The following is a 19,090-nucleotide window of genomic DNA, read 5'->3' as shown; positions in this document are numbered from 1 at the left end:
AGGTAGCGTCATGGCGCGCCCGGCTTTTTCCCGGCTGCCGGTGGCCGTGAACCTGCCCTTGCTGTTGCAAGCGTTGGCGGCCATTGAGGAAGAGCGCTGGCAGGGGCATTTCAACAGCGCCTATTACAAGGGTGACTGGAGCGGCGTGGCGCTGATTTCAGCGGCCGATGCCCTGACCGAACTGGCGCCCGGCCGTGGCCAGCCCTTGTGTCGCCTGCCTTGGTCAAGGGATGGACGCTGGCAGAAGGCGTTGCGTGACTGGCCCCTGGACATCGCCGCGGCCCGGCTGTTGCGCCTGGGGCCCGGCGCACAGATCCATGAACACCGTGACTACGATCTGGGTGGGCCGGACGGCGACCTGCGCCTGCACGTGCCGTTGCTCAGTCCGCCTGAAGTGGACTTCTGGCTGGATGGACAACGTATCCCCATGACCGCCGGTGAGTGCTGGTATCTCGATTTGTCACGACCCCATCGCGTCGACAATCGAGATACGCTGCCACGCGTTCATCTGGTACTCGACTGCCGGCCTGGCCCCTGGCTGGAACAGCTGATATGCGAAGGGCTGCCCACCACGCCGGCCGCTCGCGGCGGGCAGAGCGATTTCATGCGTTTTCAACGGCAAGTGGAAGCCGATCCCCAACTCGCCCGTACCTTGCAGGGCCTGCAGGAGGTGGAGGCCTTCATCGACTGCGCCTTGGAGGCGGGGGCCCGGCAGGGGCTGCATTTCACTCGCGAGGAACTGCGCACGGCCATGCGCGACGGACGTCGCCAATGGAGTGAGCAATGGAAGGCTTGAACCTGGAGGGTTGGCTGCCGATCCGCGTGTGGCAGGAGGGCGGGCAGTGGCGGGTCGATTGGTGCTGGTTCGGTGACCGACGGTTGTCGCAACCGTTTTTCGGCGACGCGGTGGAAGATGCCCTGCGCCTGCCCTTCAACCAGGCGTTTCGTCGCCAGACGCCCTTGGGCAGCCTTGAGCATTGGCAACGGCAAAGCCCTGGCCTTGAACCCGACGTGTTCATTTTCCATGCCTCGCGCTGTGGCTCGACTTTGATCAGCCAGATGCTGGCGCAACTGGACGACCATATCGTCATCTGCGAAGCGCCGCCCCTGGACAGCCTGCTGCGTAGCGACTTGCCCCACACCGAACGCTGTGCGGCACTCAAGGGGCTGCTTTCGGCTTATGGACAACGCCGCCGAGGTGTCGAGCGACGCCTGGTGATCAAGCTCGACGCCTGGAATATCGGTGAGTTGCCGTTGTTGCGCCAGTGCTTCGCCGATACGCCTTGGCTGTTCGTGTACCGCGATCCCGTGGAGATCGCCGTCTCCCATCTGCGTCGTCCCGGCATGCACATGGTCCCGGGGATGATCGGCGCCAGCGTGCTGGACGATGGGCGGCCCTTCGCAGGCTCCGAGGACTTCGTTTCGCGTCGGCTGGGACGGCTATTGCAAGCGGGGCTGGAGCATTGCCAGGCCTTTTCCGGCAGACCGGTCAACTACAGCGAGCTGCCCGAGGCGATGGCGGGCAGGCTGGCGACGCTTTTTTGCCTCGATGAGGCCCAGTCCCGGCAAGCGTTCAGCGCGGCGGGGCGGCATGCCAAGCAGCCGGTGCAGGCATTTACCGGCGACAGCGAGGACAAGCGCCGGGAGGCTTCGCCGATGCTGCGTGAACGTGTGCTGCAATGGGCCCATGGGCCGTATGAAGCCCTGGAAGCGCTGCGCAGCCAACGGACAGACTGATCAGGGTTTGGTCGGCGACAAATCCGCCATTCCCTTGAGCAATTCGATGGGCAACGGAAAAACGATGGTGGAGCTTTTGTCTCCGGCAATGGAACTGAGCGTCTGCATGTAGCGCAGTTGCATGGCGCCTGGCTGGCGCCCGAGCATTTCAGCGGCCTGCATGAGCTTCTCCGACGCCTGCAGTTCGCCTTCGGCGTGGATCACCTTGGCTCGTCGCTCCCGTTCGGCCTCGGCCTGCCGGGCGATGGCGCGGATCATCGATTCATTGAGGTCCACATGCTTGATCTCGACGTTCGCCACCTTGATGCCCCAGGCATCGGTCTGGGCGTCCAGCACTTGCTGGATGTCGCCGTTCAATTGCTCGCGTTCGGCCAGCAGCTGGTCCAGGTCGTGCTTGCCGAGGACGGCGCGCAGGGTGGTCTGCGCCAATTGACTGGTGGCCATGAGGTAGTTTTCCACCTGGATGATTGCCTTCTGCGGGTCGAGGACGCGGAAATACAACACCGCATTGACCTTCACCGAGACGTTGTCGCGGGTGATCACGTCCTGGGGCGGTACGTCGAGCACGATGGTGCGCAGGTCGACACGAATCATCTGCTGTACCACCGGGATCAGCAGGATCAGCCCCGGTCCCTTGACCTGCCAGAAGCGCCCGAGCTGGAACACCACCGCGCGTTCATACTCACGCAGGATCCGGAATGTCGACGCCGCCAGTGCGATCAGTATCAGCAGCAGTAGTGCAAAACCGATTTGCATACCCATCTCATGCTCCTTGTGAATCAGCGGGGGCCACTTCCAGCAACAGGCCCTTGCGGGCGGTCACCCGCACGGCTTGCCCAGCTCGCATCGGTGTCGCGCATGCCACCTGCCAGCGCTCGCCTTCCAGCCAGACCCAGCCATGGTGAGGGTTGCCGGCCTGGAGCCCGGTGATCGTGGTGACGCTCCCCAACAAGGCGGCATCGCCGCTGACGGCCCGGCGCGGCCGGGTTTTCAAGGCGCGAATCAGCAGGGCGACCAGCAACAAGCCGCTGGCCAGGCCCAGTCCGATCATCAAGGGAGCAGGCACATGGGTATCGGTCAGGATGATTGCGCCGACGACACACAAAATGATGCCGCCCAGCCCGGCGACGCCGTAGTTGGGCAAGGCTGCCTCGGCGATCAGCAATCCCACGCCCAGGGCAATCAGCCAGAAACCCAAGGTGTCGGCAGCGGCTAGCGTAAAGCCTTCGCTTGCGAGGGCCGGACCGCCCAGGGTCAGTAGCAGTGCGACCGTCAAGCCGCGAATGTTCACTGGAACCTCCGCATTGCATGCGTGGTGACGTTACCTTGAGTCTAGTCGAGCCGGGGGCTGAATGAATTTTGATCAGTTCGACGGTGATGCAACGGGCTAGACTCTGTACGGAAAGTCTTGAAACGTGAGGCACGTTTTCAACGCAACATGAACGAGTATCAAGGCTTTTCGTACAGCGCCTAGACTGTAGAAACCCAGCCATCCGCCTACGCCAGGAGCCCCCATGGAAAACCCGATCCACACCCTTCCGGCGCTGTTCAAGCAACTGGGCCTGCCGGATGATGCCGAGAGCATCGATAAATTCATCGCCAGCCATTCGCCCCTCAAGCCTGGCCTGCATCTGGCGGACGCCTTTTTCTGGAGCGAGGGCCAGCGGCAGCTGCTGCGGGACGAAATCCTCGAAGACGCGGATTGGGCGGTGGTGGTGGATCAACTGGATGTGTTTCTGCGCAAAGGACGAAACGAATGATGCGGCGTGTTGGCCCTCTGGCCGGCTTAGGTTGGCGTGGCTGAGCGCGTGCGTTATTTCAAAATAGAATTAATAAATAGCTTCTTATTCCTTAGCTTATATAACACTCCTCCCTATACTCCTCCGTGAACAGACACGCAGGAGAGCACCCATGCGCAACGAATCGATTCGCTACCTGATCGTGCCAGGCTGGCAAGGATCGCCGGAAAATCATTGGCAGACTCACTGGCACAACAGCTTGCCCAACAGTGCCCGGGTCGAGCAGGCCGACTGGCTGACACCGCGGCGCGAAGACTGGGTCGCCGCCCTGGCCGAGGCCATTGCCGCCGATAGCACACCGGTGATCCTCATCGCCCACAGCCTGGGTTGCATCACCGTTGCCCATTGGGCCGCCACTGCGCCGTTGCAATTGCTGCGGCAGGTGCGTGGTGCATTGCTGGTGGCACCGGCGGATGTGGAGCGCCCGAGCTGCGCGCCGGCATTGCGCAATTTCGCGCCGATTCCCCGCGGACTGTTGCCGTTCCCAAGCCAGGTAATCGGTTCCGACAACGACGAGGCGGTGAGCGCGCCGCGTGCCTTGGAGCTGGCGCGCCACTGGGGCGCCGAGGCCGGAATCCTGGCCGGGGCGGGGCATATCAATGTGAAGTCCGGCCACCAGCGTTGGGAGCAGGGGTTCGCGTATCTCTATCGCCTGCAAAGCCGAATGCAGCATCACGCACTGCGTCGCGCCTGAATCACCTTTTGTCAGTGCCCTTGCGTCTTACCGGCGGTGCAGGGTGGGAGTCGTCATGAGTTCGCATGAACATTTCGGTCAGTCGTTGCTGACCTTTCCCGATGCGGAAAAAAGCCCCCTGAGCATCCGCGCCAAGGCGCTGGTGTTTGTCGATCCACGGTCGCGACAGTTGCGCCAGGAGCTGGAAGCGCTGGCACCGCGCTCGGTCGCGGTGCTGATTCGCGGTGAAACCGGCACCGGCAAGGAATTGCTGGCCCGTCACATCCATCGCGAGAGCAATCGCGGTGGGTTGTTCGTCTCGGTCAATTGCGGCGCCATCAGCCCGACCTATGCCGATGCCGAATTGTTCGGTTACGCCGCCGGCAGCCATAGCGGTTCAGCCAGCAGCCGGGCCGGTTGGTTCGGCTCGGCCAATGGCGGCACGCTGTACCTGGATGAGATTGGGGACCTGCCGCTGCCGATCCAGGTCAAGTTGCTGGCTGCCCTGGAAAATCACGAAGTCACCCGCGTCGGCGCCCACCAGCCCAGCCCCGTGGACGTGCGCTTGGTGGCGGCCACCAGCATCGATCTGGCGCAGGCGGTGGCCGCCGGGAAATTTCATGACCGGTTGTATCACTACCTCGGTGAGGGCCGGCTCGAGTTGCCGCCCTTGCGCGAACGGGTGGGCGATATCCTGTCCCTGGCCGAATACTTCCTGGGCATCTACAGCCAACGCCTCGGCCTGGCGGTGCCACTGATCAGCGAAGCGGCACAGCGTGCGCTGGAACAGCACAGCTGGCCGGGCAATACCCGGGAGCTGGAGAACGTCATTCATTTCGCATTGCTGGTGAGCGTAGGCGATTACATCCTGCCGGAACATCTTAATCTGCCGCGTTTAACGCGTGTTCAATAAGGACTAGATAAAGAGCTCCAAGTTTATCGAACGGGGTAAACGGGCGATTGATGGGAGTGTTTTGCAGGTCTCGGTTTTAGCATATAAAAAGTTTCCGGATATTTTGCCCTGACGACTTTCGAGTTGTCGGGTTTTTTGTTATGTGAGCATTAAATCCGTCTTTTCCAATACTGCGTTTGTATGTGCGAATTTTAAGTGTCTTGTACAAATAATTTGTGTGGTTTTAGCGCTTGATTGCAGATGCCTCGAAATTGTTAATTGAATGGGCGAAAGCAACGCGGTCAGTCGAGTTGTGCTGGTCGTGAATCAATTAACTTGAGTGATGAGGATTTAAATGAAGTACGAAATCAATACACCTGTCGCGACGCAACCATCGGGATGGTACAAGTTGGAGAGTTTTGGAGTTTTTTCCGTGACGGGGGGCAACCAGTTATACAGCAACGGTAATCAACAATTGATGGTAAGGGTATTTGTCCAGGTTCAGAGTTGGCTGGGCAGCAGCCTTCCCCTGACCCAGTCTGAAATCGATTCCATTGTCCTGGTTGATGGGCATACGGGGGCGGAACTCATCAAGGACAGGAATCGTGGTGATGTCGGTGCATGGAAATACACCGACCAGCAGGATGCCCGCTTCCGCCAGCTTCCTCCCAACCTGCCCGTGCGGGGCTCGGTACCGTCTGGGGAGTTTGTCTACACCAAGGATTTCTATGTGACGTCCAGCTCCGATAAACCGATCGAACTGCAGTTGCGCATCACCCGGGCAGACGGCGAAACCTTTCTATCCAGAAAGCAGGATGAGTTGGGCACGCTTACGGTGGTCCCACTTCAGCCGGCGGTCTATAGGTCCGAGCAGTATTCGATTAGTCGAACCAAATTCGACTACTACAGCGCGAAGGGAGATATCGAGAAGGTCGAGGTTCTGATGTTGGATCTGGTAGTTGATCAACAGCTAATGAGGTTCTATGACGGTTTTTGGATGAACTATCAATTGCGAATGGGAAGTTCGGATAAGCGCTATTCGGGTTACTACCTTATTGGCTACGGGAATGGTCGACCTATACATACAAATGCTCAAGTGCCTTGGGAGCGGCCGGATGCAATGGGAAGGCATCATAGCGAAAACGGGCGTGTCGCATTGGTTCTGGCCTACGGGAAGCTCGGACCGGTCTGGGTGAGAAGCTCTCTCAAGAGCACTTCGCTGGAACTGACCGACATGTACGGAAATCCTCATGCTTTACGCGTGGAGATGTCTGATGATCCGCTGACGGTTCGCGTGACCAGAATCTAAAGTCATTTCGTTCAAGGAAGAACCGATGAATACCTCTTCACCCCTCCAAGGTCAGTTGACCTCGGCGGCCTTCAAGTTCGACAGTTTTGTTCGTTCGGGCGTGGACCCGCGCACGGGTAGCTGCAATTGCAGCGTGGCGCTGGACGCGGCGCCGGATGACGCCGCCGTCGGATCTAGCGTATCAGCGACCCTGGCATACGATTGCTTCAATGATCAGGACCTGGGTTTCGGCGCCGGTTGGGCCTTGCGCACCTGCAGTTATGACCAGCGCCGACGAAAGTTGACGCTGACGAGCGGAGAAACCTACCAGCTCTACACCGATGGAAACCAGGTGGCTTTCCAGGATAAGAAACTCGATAACTTGCGCGTCACGATGCAAGGCAATGAACTTTTCATCGAGTACATCGATGGAAGAGTCGACGTGCTGTCGCGCCCCGGTGCGACATTCCACGAATGGCTGCTTGCACGGGAGTACAGCCCCGAGGGCAAGGAAACGCTTTACGAGTACCGTCCTGTCGCGGGCCGCCTGCAACTGGTGGCGGTTTACCGGCAGGATCGCCGCATCCTGAAAGTCGACTACGCCCGAGCCAGGTCGACGGCAACGACCATCACCCTGTGGCCGGACGTACCTTCAAGGAAACTCCAGTACCTGTTTGTCCTGCGCAACGGAACGCTCCAACACATCAGGCTGATCACTGCCGAAAAACTTCCATTGACCTGGACCTTCGACTACGCGCGTATAAATGGTTTTCTGCTGATGACCGAAATCAGCCAGCCAAGCGGGGCCCGGCAGACGCTTCGGTACCAGGCCGAGGGTCACAGGCTTCCCGCCGGGGCACCGGTGCCCTACCTGCCTGTTGTATCTCAATCCATCATGGCCCCTGGCGGGGGCCAGCCAGCGATCATCACCCTGTATGAATATTCCGTGAGTAATTTCCTAGGGCATGGCGCGGGGGTACGCTGGTCTGCCGAGCGTGATGTGCTGTATGACGTCAGCGGTCATTACGAATACTCCTGCACCCAGATTCAGATGGCCCCTGGTAAAGGCGGGCCGCGTGAGTCTTCCCGGGTCATACGTACCTACAATCGCTTCCACTCGATGATTTCCCAACGGACGATCAGTGGCAGCAAGATGCAGTTGCGGGAAATCGTATACTACGATGTGCCCAATCGGGCTTTCAGGGATCAGCCTGCGCAGTTCCAGATGCAGCGCATCGTGCGCGACAGCTTCTTCGATACTCGCGCGACTCCCGTAAAAAGTCGGGTCGAGACCACCCATACCTCCTACGACGAACATGGCAATCTGCTGGAAAAAACCAGCCCGGGTGGCGTACGGGAAGTCTATGAGTATTTTCCGGCGCAAGGGAGCGCGGATTGCCCTGCCAGCCCCATAGGCGTGCCTTGTTTTCTGAAACAGAAGTGGATCATCGCCTCGGCCGAGTTCGCCGCAGCGCCGACCACCGTGGTGCGCTACACCTACAGCCAATTGCCGTCGCTGCTGGCGGGTCACCGCTGTGTCCGGCTCGCCAGCGAGACGCTCTGCGAGGAGGGCGTCGCCGAGCCTCGGGTGGCGTGTCGATTGAAGTATGTGAACAACGTCAAGGACGCCTTTCATGGACGTCTGCAAAGCAAGGTAGAAACCGTAGGCGGCGTGCGCCGCAAGCATCACTATGCGTACCGGCATGAAGACGAAAACGTTCGCACCGACCAGACCTTCCGCGCCGAAGGGCTGAGCCACCTGAGGCAGGAGTGGCATGATGTGTGCGGTTGGCTGGTCAAGACCTGCGATTGCGGGGGCAATACCGTCAGCATGGAATATGACTCACTGGGGCAACTGACCCGTGAAACCGTGATGCCCGACACGGGCCATGCGGCGTCGCGCCAGTTCACCTACCAGGCCGGTGCTGCCTCCGATGATGGCCTTGCCAGCGTCACCGTCAAGGATGCCCGCGGCGTCCTGACCGTCACCCGCAGCGACGGGCTGGGTCGTACCGTGAAGGTCGAGAAGCAGGACGTCGACATGCCCGGCGCACCCATGCGCGTGATCTACGAGGCCAGTTACGATGGCCTGGGACGCCTGCAGGCGGATGCACAGACCGACTGGTTCGACGGCGAGCCGAAAACCCTGGACACCCACTATGAATATGACGAGTGGGGCCATCAGAACCGCACTATCCGCCGCGGGCGCGAAGTCACTCATGACGAGATCGATCCGGTGGCGCGCACCCGTACCGAGTGGAAGGAGGGCGGCGGCAAGACCCGTACCTTCATCAACGCCCTGGAAAAGCCATCGCGGGTCGAGCGCGTGGACCGTTCCGGCGTCGTGGGAGAGGTGACCCTTTACGAATACGATGGCCTGGGACGGTGCATCCAGCAGACCGCCGCCGACGGAGGGGTGACCTGCTACACCTACGATCTGGCCGGCCGCGTGCTGAGTACCACCTTGCCCGACGGTACCCTGGTCGAGAAGAAATATGCCGCCCAGAGCCAGGGGGACTACCCCACACAGATCAGCGCCAACGGCTATGCACTGGGAACCCGCACCTACGACGGGCTGATGCGCGTGACCCACAACCAGGCGGGTGGTCGTACCGAACGGATGGTCTACGAGGGTTCCGGCAGGAACCCCACGCAAAAGAGCACCGCGTCTGGAAAAACCTTGCGGTTCACCCTCGATCCGTTGCTCGCCGATGACGTCACCAGTCGCTCCGGCAGCCAGGCGTCCGTCGCTGCCAGCCATCGGTTCGACCCCCGTACAGGTTTGCTCCAGGAATCGGCCAACTCGTTGGTACAGCGGCGCATGGAGTACTGTCCCTCCGGCCGTCTCAGCCGGGAATCGTGGGTCACGGCCCTCGACCGGTTCGACAGCGGGCAAACCTGTTCGCTGATGGGCAAGCCGATTGGCTACACCGACGTCAGCGGCACGGTTCGCACCTGCCTCTATGATCCGACCGGACGCCTGGTGGGCATCACCCAAGGCCCTGCTGCTCTCCCTGTTCAGGAGCGCATCAGTGCAACGTACTCCTACGACGCCCGGGAGCAAGTCAAGTGCATCACCGTCACCGATCCCCGATCGGGCCTTTCGCTGGTCACCGAACTGGACTACGACGAATTTGGTCGCGAAATCCTCCGGCGCTCCTCCCAGGGAAATGATGTCGTCGAGGTGAGCCAGTCGTTCGGCCCGGGCGACAGGCTCAGCCAGCGTACGCTCAAGTCCAACGCAGCCGTGCGTGTCGAGACGTTTGCCTATGACCTGCGGGGTCGATTGACGCGTTACGCCTGCCAAGGGCCGCAGGCGCCAGTGGATGCCCAGGGCAAGGCCATCGTCTCGCAGGACTTCACCTATGACGCGCTGGACAACATCCGCCAGGTCGTCACGCATTTCCCAGGCGGCGTGAACACGGCAACGTATCGGTATGACCTGGTCGATAAAACCCAACTCAGCGGCGTCAGCCACAGTCACCCCGACTATGCATCCGCCGATTCGACCTTTCGCTACGACGCCGACGGCAATCTGCTCAACGATTGCCGTGGACATCAGTTGATCTACGACGAACTGGGGCGGTTGGAAAGTGTGGCTTCGGCTGACTCGAAGTCGATATTGGCGCGTTATCGGTACGATGCCTCTGACCGCCTTCATGCCGTTGAGCTGGCAGGACACAAGCCCTGTCGGCGCTTCTACCGCGACGAGCAGTTGTGCAGCGAAGTCGCGGGGCAGGATAGCCGTAGCTTCATGCATGAAGAGCGGCAGCTGCTGGCGTTGTCCCAGGGCCAGGAAACGGTGCTGTACAGGACGGATGGTTGTGGCAATGTCCTGCAGGCTCTTTCCGGCGGCGACAGTCTCCGGCATGACTATTCGCCCTATGGGCAACGCGCGGCGGCAGAGGGACCGGGCAGTCTGTTCGGTCTCGGTGGCGAGCCGCAGGATCCGCTGACCGGCTGTTATCTGCTGGGCAACGGCTATCGGGCCTACGATCCGGTACTGATGCGATTTCACCGGCCAGACGACTGGAGTCCGTTCGATGGGGGAGGTCTCAATCCTTATGCCTATTGCCTGGGCGACCCCATCAATCTGAGCGATCCCACCGGCCATATCTCTACCTGGGGCTGGATCAAGATTGGCATTACCGCTGCTTTCGCCATCGCCTCCGTTGCGTTCACCCTGGCGACCCTGGGGGCATCCGCGCCCTTGATAGGCATCTCGTTTTCGGCGGCAACGGCCTTGACGCTGGAGGTGGTGTCAGGTGCGGCCTCGATCGCGTCCATCGTGCTGGAGGAGGCGGCTCCGGACGCCGTCGCGACCCAGGTGCTGAGCTATGCCAGCCTGGCCTTGGGCGTCGTGTCCGGCGGCGCTTCCCTGACAGGAAAGCTGCTGGGCAGAGGGACATCGGTGGCCCTGCGCAATACGGTCGAGTCCCTCGGTGACGCCGTGACGCTGGGCCGCAGCAACGCCTTGCGCGGGACACGCATCGGTGGCTACGCCAGGGCGGCGAGCCCTCTGGTCAGAGGCGGCGGGCGGCGCAACCTCGTTGCCTTGCAAAACGACCTTCGAGATGTGCTGACCGCCAAGGACGTGACCAGTTATGCCCATTACCCGCTCAAGGGGGGCACCTACGTCATCGACAGAGACAAGTACATCGAAAAAGCCCAAGGGTTTCTGGGGTTGGCAGGGGAAAGATCCAGTGGTCCCCGGCATGGCGAGGCACCTGACGATATCTACGGAGACATCAGGGAGCGAAGCGCGCAAATCCGATTCGCATGAAGGGCGCGCGAAAGGGTTATTCATATATGAATTATCGATATATGTATTTAGATAAAAGGTATTGTTAAGGCATAAAAAATATCGGTATCTTCCGTACCACGCCAGCGATAGCACTTCGCTGGCACCCCAACGTTGGCCGTCGTCCATGACGACAGTGATATTCGATAAGGACACTGCATGAAAAAGGTTCTGTTGTTCACCGCATTGGCGGCAGCCCTGGCTTCGGGCCTGGCCCAGGCGGCGGAAAAACTGGTGGTGGCGGCGACGCCGGTGCCCCACGCTGAAATCCTCGAGCTGATCAAGCCAGCCCTGGCCAAGGAAGGCGTGGACCTGCAGATCAAGGTCTTTACCGACTACGTCCAGCCCAACGTACAGGTCGATCAGAAGCGTCTGGACGCCAACTACTTCCAGACCTTGCCGTACCTCAAGAGCTTCAACGAGGGCAAGGGCACCAACCTGGTGACCGTGATCGGCGTACACGTCGAACCGTTTGGCGGGTACTCGAAGAAGGTCAAGAGCCTGGCCGAGCTCAAGGATGGCGCGACCATCGCCATCCCCAACGAAGGCAGCAACAGCGGCCGTGCCCTGATCCTGCTGCAGAAGGCTGGACTGATCGAACTCAAGGATCCGAAAAACGCCCTGGCCACGCCCAAGGACATCGCCAAGAACCCGCACAACTTCAAGTTCAAGGAACTGGAATCGGCCATGCTGCCGCGGGTGCTGGACCAGGTGGACCTGGACATGATCAACACCAACTATGCGCTGGAAGCGGGTCTCAACCCGGCCAAGGATGCCCTGGTGATCGAAGGTTCGGATTCGCCCTATGTGAACTTCCTGGTGGCTCGCCCGGACAACAAGGACAGCGCCGCCATGCAGAAGCTGGCCAAGGCCCTGACCAGCCCGCAAGTGAAGGCTTTCATCGAGCAGAAATACAGCGGTGCGGTACTGCCGGCGTTCTGATCGAGCAACGCGTGCTTGAAACTTTCAACGCCGACGGCTTGGCCAGCGTCGGCGTTTTTTATTGCCTGCCATTGCGTTACGCAGGCCGTGCCTTCAATGCCCGGCGCAGGGCCACCAGCAGCTTGACGATATCTTGTGGGTCGAGGGGTTGCGGGGCTTTCACGTCAGCCATTTTTTATCGTCCTTGTGATGGAAGCCATGGAGTCTGGCCTTGAGCTGCGGTTCCTTGGAGAGGTTGCTGGAAAATTAGACCCTTCCTACAGCGCAAAGGAAAATAGCCTTCTTACTCGGCCTCTGCAAATACCGTCAGTCAATCCGGCCAGTTCCACGCGGGGGCATCCAGCATGCCCTGGCCCACTACGCCGGTCTGGCCCAGGTCTTTCTCCAGCATGATGCAATTGCAATCATCGTCCTGCTGCAAGGCGGCGATCAGGCGCGTGGCGTGGGATACGACCCAGACCTGGCAATTGGCCGAAGCCCGGATGATCAACCGCGCCAAGGCAGGCAACAGGTCCGGGTGCAGGCTGGTTTCCGGCTCGTTGAGCACCATCAGCGAGGGCGGTCGCGGCGTGAGCAGGGCGGCCACCAGCAGCAGATAGCGCAGGGTGCCGTCCGACAGCTCGGCGGCGGATAGCGGACGCAGCAGGCCGTGCTGCTGGAATGCGATGGCGAAACGTCCGCCCTGGAGTTTTTCGATGTCCAGGCGGGCGCCGGGAAATGCATCGCCGATGGCGGCATGCAGCGCCTGGAAGTCGCCGATTTCAAGGATGGTCTGCAGGGCGGCCGCCAGGTCGCGGCCGTCGTGGTGCAGCACCGGCGTGCGGGTGCCCAGTTGCGGCTGGCGCACCGGGGCCTCGGCGTCGCTGCGAAAATGATCGTAGAAGCGCCAGCGACGGATGAACTCGCGCATCTGCAAGACCTCCGGGGACGTACGCAGGCTGCCCACCTGGTCGAACAGGCTGTCGAAGGTGGGGGTGTGCTGGGCCAGGACATCCCATGAGCGACCCTCCCGGGCGCGCACCATCGGCCCGTTGCGGTCCACCAGCAGGCTGGCGGGACGAAAGACCGGCCCGGCCCAGATGGTTTCGCGCTTGATCTGCGGATCCAGCGAAAACGCGGAAAGACTGGGTTCCGGCAGGCCCAGGGCGATCGAATAGGAGAAATCTTCGGCGGCGAATCCCAGGCGCAGGCGTTTTCTGGCCTGGCGCACGTTGCCCTGGACGGGTACCTCGCCGTTGCGCATGCGTCGGCTGATGTGCTCCGGCCCGGCCCAGAAGGTCGAATCCAGTCCGCCTTCACGGGCCAGGGCGTTGACGACCCCGCCTTGGGCCGTTTCCGCCAACAGCCGCAGGGCGCGGTACAGGTTGGATTTTCCGCTGCCGTTGGGGCCGGTGATCAGGTTCAGGCGGCCGAGGGGAATGACCAGTTCATTGATGGATCGGTAGTTGGCCACCGCAAGGGTCTGGAGCATGAGAGGTTGTCCTGCTGGCTGGACTTGCAGGCGCCGACTCGCTTGGCTTGCCGTTGCCTGTGCAAAAAGGGCAGTTTGCCTGATTGGCGTGTGCATTGTGATTCTGTTGCAAGCACTGAACCCTGCTCTAAGCTCACAGTCGTATCGTCACTGGCACGTCCGTACAACGCAAAGGAGTCTGCATGGCTGGTCCCCGAATCGAACTGGTTGTTGGCTTGGGTTTATGTGCGTTGTTGGCGGGATGCGGTGAGGAAAAGGCCGTGGAGAAAGCGCTGCCGCGGGTTTTCGTGCAGCAAGCCACGCCCAGCGAATACGCGGCTTCGGTGACCCTGACCGGCGATGTCCAGGCTCGCGTGCAGACTGACCTGTCGTTTCGCGTGAGCGGCAAGATCATCGAGCGCAAGGTCGATGTGGGCGATCGAGTCTCGGCCCGGCAGGTGCTGGCGCGGCTCGACCCCCGGGACTTGCAGACCAATGTCGATTCCGCCGAGGCCCAGGTGGCCGCCGAGCAGGCGCGGGTCAAGCAGAGCGCGGCAGCGTTCACGCGCCAGCAGAAACTCTTGCCCAAGGGCTACACCAGCCAGAGCGAATACGACGCGGCCCAGGCGCAACTGCGCAGCAGCCAGAGTGCATTGAGCGCCGCCCAGGCCCAGCTCGCCAATGCCCGCGAACAACTGAGCTATACCGCGCTGATCGCCGAGGCGCCGGGCATCATCACGGCGCGCCAGGCGGAGGTTGGCCAGGTGGTGCAGGCCACGGAGCCGATCTTCAGCCTCGCCCGGGACGGTGAGCGCGATGCGGTGTTCAACATCTACGAATCCCTGCTCAGCGAGCCGTCCTCGGATCCGGCCATCGTGATCAGCCTGTTGGACAACCCGGCCATCCAGACCTCCGGCAAGGTGCGCGAGATCACGCCCGCGGTGTCCGCCGAGACCGGTACCGTGCAGGTCAAGGTCGCCCTCGATAGCCTGCCCGAAGGCATGCGCCTGGGATCGGTGGTCAGCGCCACCGCCAAGTCCGCCGGCAAGACCGCCGTGGAGCTGCCGTGGTCGGCCTTGACCAAGAACCTCAGCGAGCCCGCCGTATGGCTGGTGGACGACGAAGGCAAGGCCCAATTGCGAACCGTCACCGTTGGCCGCTACCTGACCGGCAAGGTGATCGTCAGCGATGGGCTCAAGGGAGGCGAGAAAGTCATCACGGCGGGAGGCCAGTTGTTGCACCCCGGCGTGCATGTCGAAATTGCTGAACATCCCAGCGAACAGAAAACCATAGGAGCCCAACCATGAAGCGCTTGTGGATGGTCCTGGCCGGCCTGGCGCTGGCAGCCTGTTCGAAGGAGGAAGCGCCGCCCGGGCCCGTGCGCCCGGTACTGTCCATCGAAGTGCGGGCCCTGGACCAGCAGGCCCTGGGGCGGTTCGCCGGCAATATCCAGGCACGTTACGAAAGCAATGTGGGGTTTCGCGTAGCCGGGCGTATCGCTCGCCGCAATGTCGATGTCGGCGCCGAGGTGAAGAAAGGCGATCTGCTGGCCACCCTCGACCCCACCGACCAACAGAACCAGTTGCGGGCCGCCCAGGGCGACCTGGCGCGGATCGAGGCGCAATACATCAATGCCCAGGCCAATGCCCGTCGCCAGCAACAGCTGTTCGATCGCGGTGTCGGTGCCCAGGCGCAGCTGGACATCGCCCAGACCGACCTGAAGACCACCGGAGCATCCCTTGAGCAAGCCCGGGCTGCGGTGGAACAAGCCCGTGACCAGCTCAACTACAGCGAGCTGCGCACCGACCACGACGCGGTTGTCACCGCCTGGCATGCCGAGGCCGGGCAAGTGGTCACCGCCGGCCAGCAAGTGGTGACCCTGGCGCGCCCGGACATCAAGGAAGCGGTGATCGACCTACCGGCCGGACTGGCCGAGCGCCTGCCCCCGGACGTGGTGTTCGAAGTGTCTGCGCAACTGGACCCGGCCACCCGCACCACCGCGACCGTACGCGAGATCGAACCCCAGGCGCAGAGTGCTACCCGTACCCGTCGCGCCCGCCTGACGCTGGCCGATACGCCGCCGGGCCTGCGCCTGGGCACGGCCATCGGCGTGACGTTGAGCTCGGCCATCGAGCCGCGCATCGAGCTGCCGCTCAGCGCGCTGCAAGAGGTCGACGGCAAGGCACGGATCTGGCTGGTCGACCCGCAAAGCCAGACCGTTTCTCCCCGTGACGTGCGCATTCTCGAACGTTCGGCGGATGCGGTGCTGGTGGCCAATGGCATCAAGGCCGGCGACCGCGTGGTCAGCGCCGGTGTGAACAGCCTCCAACCGGGGCAGAAAGTGAAACTCGACGAGGACGCACGATGAAAGGGCCTTTCAATCTTTCCGAATGGGCCCTGCGGCATCAGTCGTTTGTCTGGTACCTGATGTTCGTCGCGCTGCTGATGGGCGTGTTCTCGTACATGAACCTGGGGCGCGAGGAGGATCCTTCGTTCACCATCAAGACCATGATCATCCAGACGCGCTGGCCCGGCGCGACCCAGGAGGAAACGCTCAGGCAGGTCACCGACCGCATCGAAAAAAAACTCGAAGAGCTCGACTCCCTCGACTACGTCAAAAGCTACACACGTCCGGGTGAGTCGACGGTCTTCGTGTACCTGCTCGACACCACCAGCGCCAAGGACATCCCCGAGATCTGGTACCAGGTACGCAAGAAGATCAACGATATTCGCGGCGACTTCCCTCAAGGCCTGCAAGGCCCGGGTTTCAACGATGAGTTCGGCGATGTGTACGGGTCGGTCTATGCCTTTACCGGCGACGGCCTGTCGATGCGCCAATTGCGCGACTACGTCGAGCAGGTGCGCGCCGAGGTCCGCGATGTCCCCGGCCTGGGCAAGGTGGAAATGATCGGCGAGCAGGACGAAGTGCTGTACCTGAACTTCTCCACCCGCAAGCTCGCCGCCCTGGGCATCGACCAGCGCCAGGTGGTGCAGAGCCTGCAATCCCAGAACGCCGTGACGCCGGCCGGGGTGATCGACGCCGGCCCCGAGCGGATCTCCGTGCGTACATCCGGGCAGTTCCAGTCGGAGAAGGACCTGGCCAACGTCAACCTGCGGCTCAACGATCGTTTCTATCGGCTGGCCGACATCGCCGATATCAGCCGCGGTTACGTCGACCCTGCCACGCCGATGTTCCGTTTCAACGGTACGCCGGCCATCGGCCTGGCCATTGCCATGAAAAAGGGCGGCAACATCCAGGACTTCGGCAAGGCGCTGCATGCGCGAATGAACGAGCTGACCGCCGACCTGCCGGTGGGCGTCGAAGTCCACACGGTGTCGGACCAGGCCGAGGTGGTGGAAGAGGCGGTCGGCGGCTTCACCAGCGCCTTGTTCGAGGCGGTGGTGATCGTGCTGGTCGTCAGCTTCATCAGCCTGGGCATCCGCGCCGGACTGGTGGTGGCCTGCTCGATTCCATTGGTGTTGGCGATGGTCTTCCTGTTCATGGAATACAGCGGCATCACCATGCAGCGGATCTCCCTCGGTGCGTTGATCATTGCCCTCGGCCTGTTGGTGGACGATGCGATGATCACCGTGGAGATGATGGTGACGCGCCTGGAAAAGGGCGAAACCAAGGAGCAGGCCGCGACCTTCGCCTACACCTCCACCGCGTTCCCGATGCTCACCGGTACCCTGGTGACCGTGGCCGGCTTCGTGCCCATCGGCCTGAACGCCAGCTCCGCTGGGGAGTACACCTTTACCCTGTTCGCGGTGATCGCCGTGGCGATGCTGGTGTCCTGGATCGTCGCGGTGCTGTTCGCCCCGGTGATCGGCGTGCATATCCTCAGCACCAACGTGAAGCCCCACAGCGCCGAGCCGGGGCGGATCGGTCGGGCGTTCAATGGCGGCCTGCTGTGGGCGATGCGCAATCGCTGGTGGGCCATCGGCATCACCGTGCTGCTGTTCGTGCTGGCGGTGTTCTGCATGCGTTTCGTGCAGAACCAGTTCTTTCCGTCTTCGGACCGCCCCGAAATCCTGGTGGACCTCAACCTGCCGCAGAACGCCTCGATGGAGGAAACCCGCAAGGCCGTCGATCGCCTGGAAGCGACCCTCAAGGGCGACCCGGACATCGTGCGCTGGAGTACCTATATCGGCGAGGGCGCGATCCGTTTCTACCTGCCGCTGGACCAGCAACTGCAGAACCCGTACTACGCGCAGTTGGTGATCGTGAGCAAGGGCCTGGAGTCGCGCACGGCCCTGACCGAACGCCTGCACAAACGCCTGCGCGAGGATTTCGTCGGCATCGGCAGCTATGTGCAGTCCCTGGAAATGGGCCCACCGGTGGGCCGGCCGATCCAGTACCGGGTCAGCGGCAAGGACATCGACCAGGTGCGCAAGCACGCCATCGAGCTGGCCACCGAGCTGGACAAGAACTCCCATATCGGAGAAATCATTTACGACTGGAACGAGCCGGGCAAGGTCCTGCGCATCGACATCGCCCAGGACAAGGCGCGGCAGTTGGGGCTGTCTTCCGAGGACGTGGCCCGGTTGATGAACAGTATCGTCAGCGGCTCGCCCGTGACCCAGGTCAACGACGACATCTACCTGATCAACGTGGTCGGACGTGCCGAGGACGCCGAACGTGAGTCTCCGGAAACCCTGCAGAACCTGCAGATCGTCACGCCCAGCGGTACTTCGATCCCGTTGCTGGCGTTCGCCACAGTGCGCTATGAGCTGGAGCAGCCCTTGGTCTGGCGGCGTGATCGCAAGCCGACCATTACCATCAAGGCCGCCGTGCGCGACGAAATCCAGCCCACCGACCTGGTCAAGCAATTGCAGCCGGACATCGACCGCTTCGCCGCCGGCCTGCCTGTGGGCTACAAGGTCGCCACCGGCGGTACGGTGGAGGAGAGCAGCAAGGCCCAGGGCCCGATCGCCAGCGTGGTGCCGCTGATGCTGTTCCTGATGGCGACGTTCCTGATGATCCAGCTGCACAGCGTGCAGAAGCTGTTCCTGGTGGCCAGCGTCGCGCCCCTCGGCCTGATCGGCGTGGTGCTGGCGCTGGTGCCCACGGGCACGCCCATGGGCTTCGTGGCGATCCTGGGCATTCTGGCGCTGATCGGCATCATCATCCGCAACTCGGTGATCCTGGTCACCCAGATCGACGAGTATGAGCGGGCCGGCTACACGCCCTGGGACGCCGTGGTGGAGGCCACGGAACACCGACGCCGACCGATCCTGCTCACGGCGGCCGCGGCGAGCCTGGGCATGATCCCCATCGCCCGGGAAGTGTTCTGGGGGCCGATGGCCTACGCGATGATCGGCGGGATCATCATCGCCACCTTGCTGACGTTGCTGTTCCTGCCGGCGCTGTATGTCGCCTGGTACAAGATCCGCGAGCCCAAGCGTGACGGAGACCGGGGCAGATCCCTCGGTGAGGGGAGTTGATCCGGCATAAGGGGAGTTGACCTGTGGTGATGAGATCCATCCTGTGGTGAGGGGATCTAGCGA

At 61.9% G+C, this 19,090-nt stretch carries 13 protein-coding genes and 1 pseudogene; 11 read left to right on the top strand and 3 right to left on the bottom strand.

Features of this window, described 5'->3' with window-relative positions; all coding sequences use genetic code 11:
* Positions 1–10: 10 nt before the first annotated feature.
* Together BW992_RS05995 and BW992_RS05990 are read left to right on the top strand one after the other, a co-directional pair.
* Complete coding sequence (locus BW992_RS05995; protein WP_072431784.1) at positions 11–796, top strand: aspartyl/asparaginyl beta-hydroxylase domain-containing protein; 786 nt, start codon at positions 11–13, stop codon at positions 794–796.
* Entirely contained in the window at positions 784–1,737 is a 954-nt protein-coding gene (locus BW992_RS05990; RefSeq protein ID WP_072397647.1) for a sulfotransferase family protein, read from the top strand. Before BW992_RS05995 ends, BW992_RS05990 begins: the two co-directional genes overlap by 13 nt.
* On the opposite strand, the gene BW992_RS05985 is transcribed toward BW992_RS05990, so the two are convergent.
* Both BW992_RS05985 and BW992_RS05980 read right to left on the bottom strand, forming a co-directional pair.
* Positions 1,738–2,499 carry a slipin family protein gene (locus tag BW992_RS05985; RefSeq protein WP_072397649.1) on the bottom strand — a complete coding sequence of 254 codons (762 nt, stop codon included), beginning with the start codon at positions 2,497–2,499 and terminating at the stop codon, positions 1,738–1,740.
* A 1-nt stretch (position 2,500) separates the two neighbouring features.
* Complete coding sequence (locus tag BW992_RS05980) at positions 2,501–3,028, bottom strand: NfeD family protein (RefSeq protein ID WP_076405765.1); 528 nt, start codon at positions 3,026–3,028, stop codon at positions 2,501–2,503.
* Between the two features lie 223 nt (positions 3,029–3,251).
* Here BW992_RS05980 and BW992_RS05975 point away from each other — a divergent pair, with 223 nt between their 5' ends.
* The 6 genes and pseudogenes from BW992_RS05975 to BW992_RS05950 all read left to right on the top strand — a co-directional run bounded on the left by BW992_RS05975 (position 3,252) and on the right by BW992_RS05950 (position 12,132).
* Positions 3,252–3,497: a DUF2789 domain-containing protein gene (locus BW992_RS05975; protein WP_072397653.1), complete on the top strand. Its 246-nt coding sequence runs from the start codon at positions 3,252–3,254 to the stop codon at positions 3,495–3,497.
* Positions 3,498–3,648: 151 nt separating this feature from the next.
* Positions 3,649–4,230 (top strand): alpha/beta hydrolase, encoded by a 582-nt coding sequence (locus BW992_RS05970; protein ID WP_076405763.1) that lies wholly within the window; start codon positions 3,649–3,651, stop codon positions 4,228–4,230.
* A 55-nt stretch (positions 4,231–4,285) separates the two neighbouring features.
* Positions 4,286–5,101: pseudogene (locus tag BW992_RS05965) on the top strand (sigma 54-interacting transcriptional regulator); the annotation flags it as partial.
* A 355-nt stretch (positions 5,102–5,456) separates the two neighbouring features.
* The gene (locus BW992_RS05960; RefSeq protein WP_076405762.1) at positions 5,457–6,410 is read left to right on the top strand and encodes a hypothetical protein; all 954 of its coding nucleotides are present in this window, start codon (positions 5,457–5,459) and stop codon (positions 6,408–6,410) included.
* A gap of 25 nt (positions 6,411–6,435) precedes the next feature.
* Positions 6,436–11,172, top strand: coding sequence for an RHS repeat domain-containing protein (locus BW992_RS05955; protein WP_076405760.1), 4,737 nt, complete (start codon positions 6,436–6,438; stop codon positions 11,170–11,172).
* A 177-nt stretch (positions 11,173–11,349) separates the two neighbouring features.
* The gene (locus tag BW992_RS05950; RefSeq protein WP_072431779.1) at positions 11,350–12,132 is read left to right on the top strand and encodes a MetQ/NlpA family ABC transporter substrate-binding protein; all 783 of its coding nucleotides are present in this window, start codon (positions 11,350–11,352) and stop codon (positions 12,130–12,132) included.
* A 310-nt stretch (positions 12,133–12,442) separates the two neighbouring features.
* On the opposite strand, the gene BW992_RS05945 is transcribed toward BW992_RS05950, so the two are convergent.
* Positions 12,443–13,603 carry an AAA family ATPase gene (locus tag BW992_RS05945; RefSeq protein ID WP_072459146.1) on the bottom strand — a complete coding sequence of 387 codons (1,161 nt, stop codon included), beginning with the start codon at positions 13,601–13,603 and terminating at the stop codon, positions 12,443–12,445.
* A gap of 182 nt (positions 13,604–13,785) precedes the next feature.
* On the opposite strand from BW992_RS05945, the gene BW992_RS05940 reads away from it, so the two are divergent.
* The 3 genes from BW992_RS05940 to BW992_RS05930 are packed head-to-tail and all read left to right on the top strand — an operon-like array spanning position 13,786 to position 19,027.
* A complete protein-coding gene (locus tag BW992_RS05940) occupies positions 13,786–14,889 on the top strand; it encodes an efflux RND transporter periplasmic adaptor subunit (RefSeq protein WP_076405759.1) in 1,104 nt (367 codons plus the stop codon).
* Positions 14,886–15,950: an efflux RND transporter periplasmic adaptor subunit gene (locus BW992_RS05935; protein ID WP_076405757.1), complete on the top strand. Its 1,065-nt coding sequence runs from the start codon at positions 14,886–14,888 to the stop codon at positions 15,948–15,950. Before BW992_RS05940 ends, BW992_RS05935 begins: the two co-directional genes overlap by 4 nt.
* Positions 15,947–19,027 carry an efflux RND transporter permease subunit gene (locus BW992_RS05930; RefSeq protein ID WP_076405755.1) on the top strand — a complete coding sequence of 1,027 codons (3,081 nt, stop codon included), beginning with the start codon at positions 15,947–15,949 and terminating at the stop codon, positions 19,025–19,027. Before BW992_RS05935 ends, BW992_RS05930 begins: the two co-directional genes overlap by 4 nt.
* Positions 19,028–19,090 lie beyond the last annotated feature (63 nt).

This window comes from Pseudomonas sp. 7SR1, assembly GCF_900156465.1.
Taxonomy (GTDB): Bacteria; Pseudomonadota; Gammaproteobacteria; order Pseudomonadales; family Pseudomonadaceae; genus Aquipseudomonas.
The sequence above is the reverse complement of the archived record's forward strand: the minus strand, read 5'-3'. Positions and strand labels throughout refer to the sequence as shown.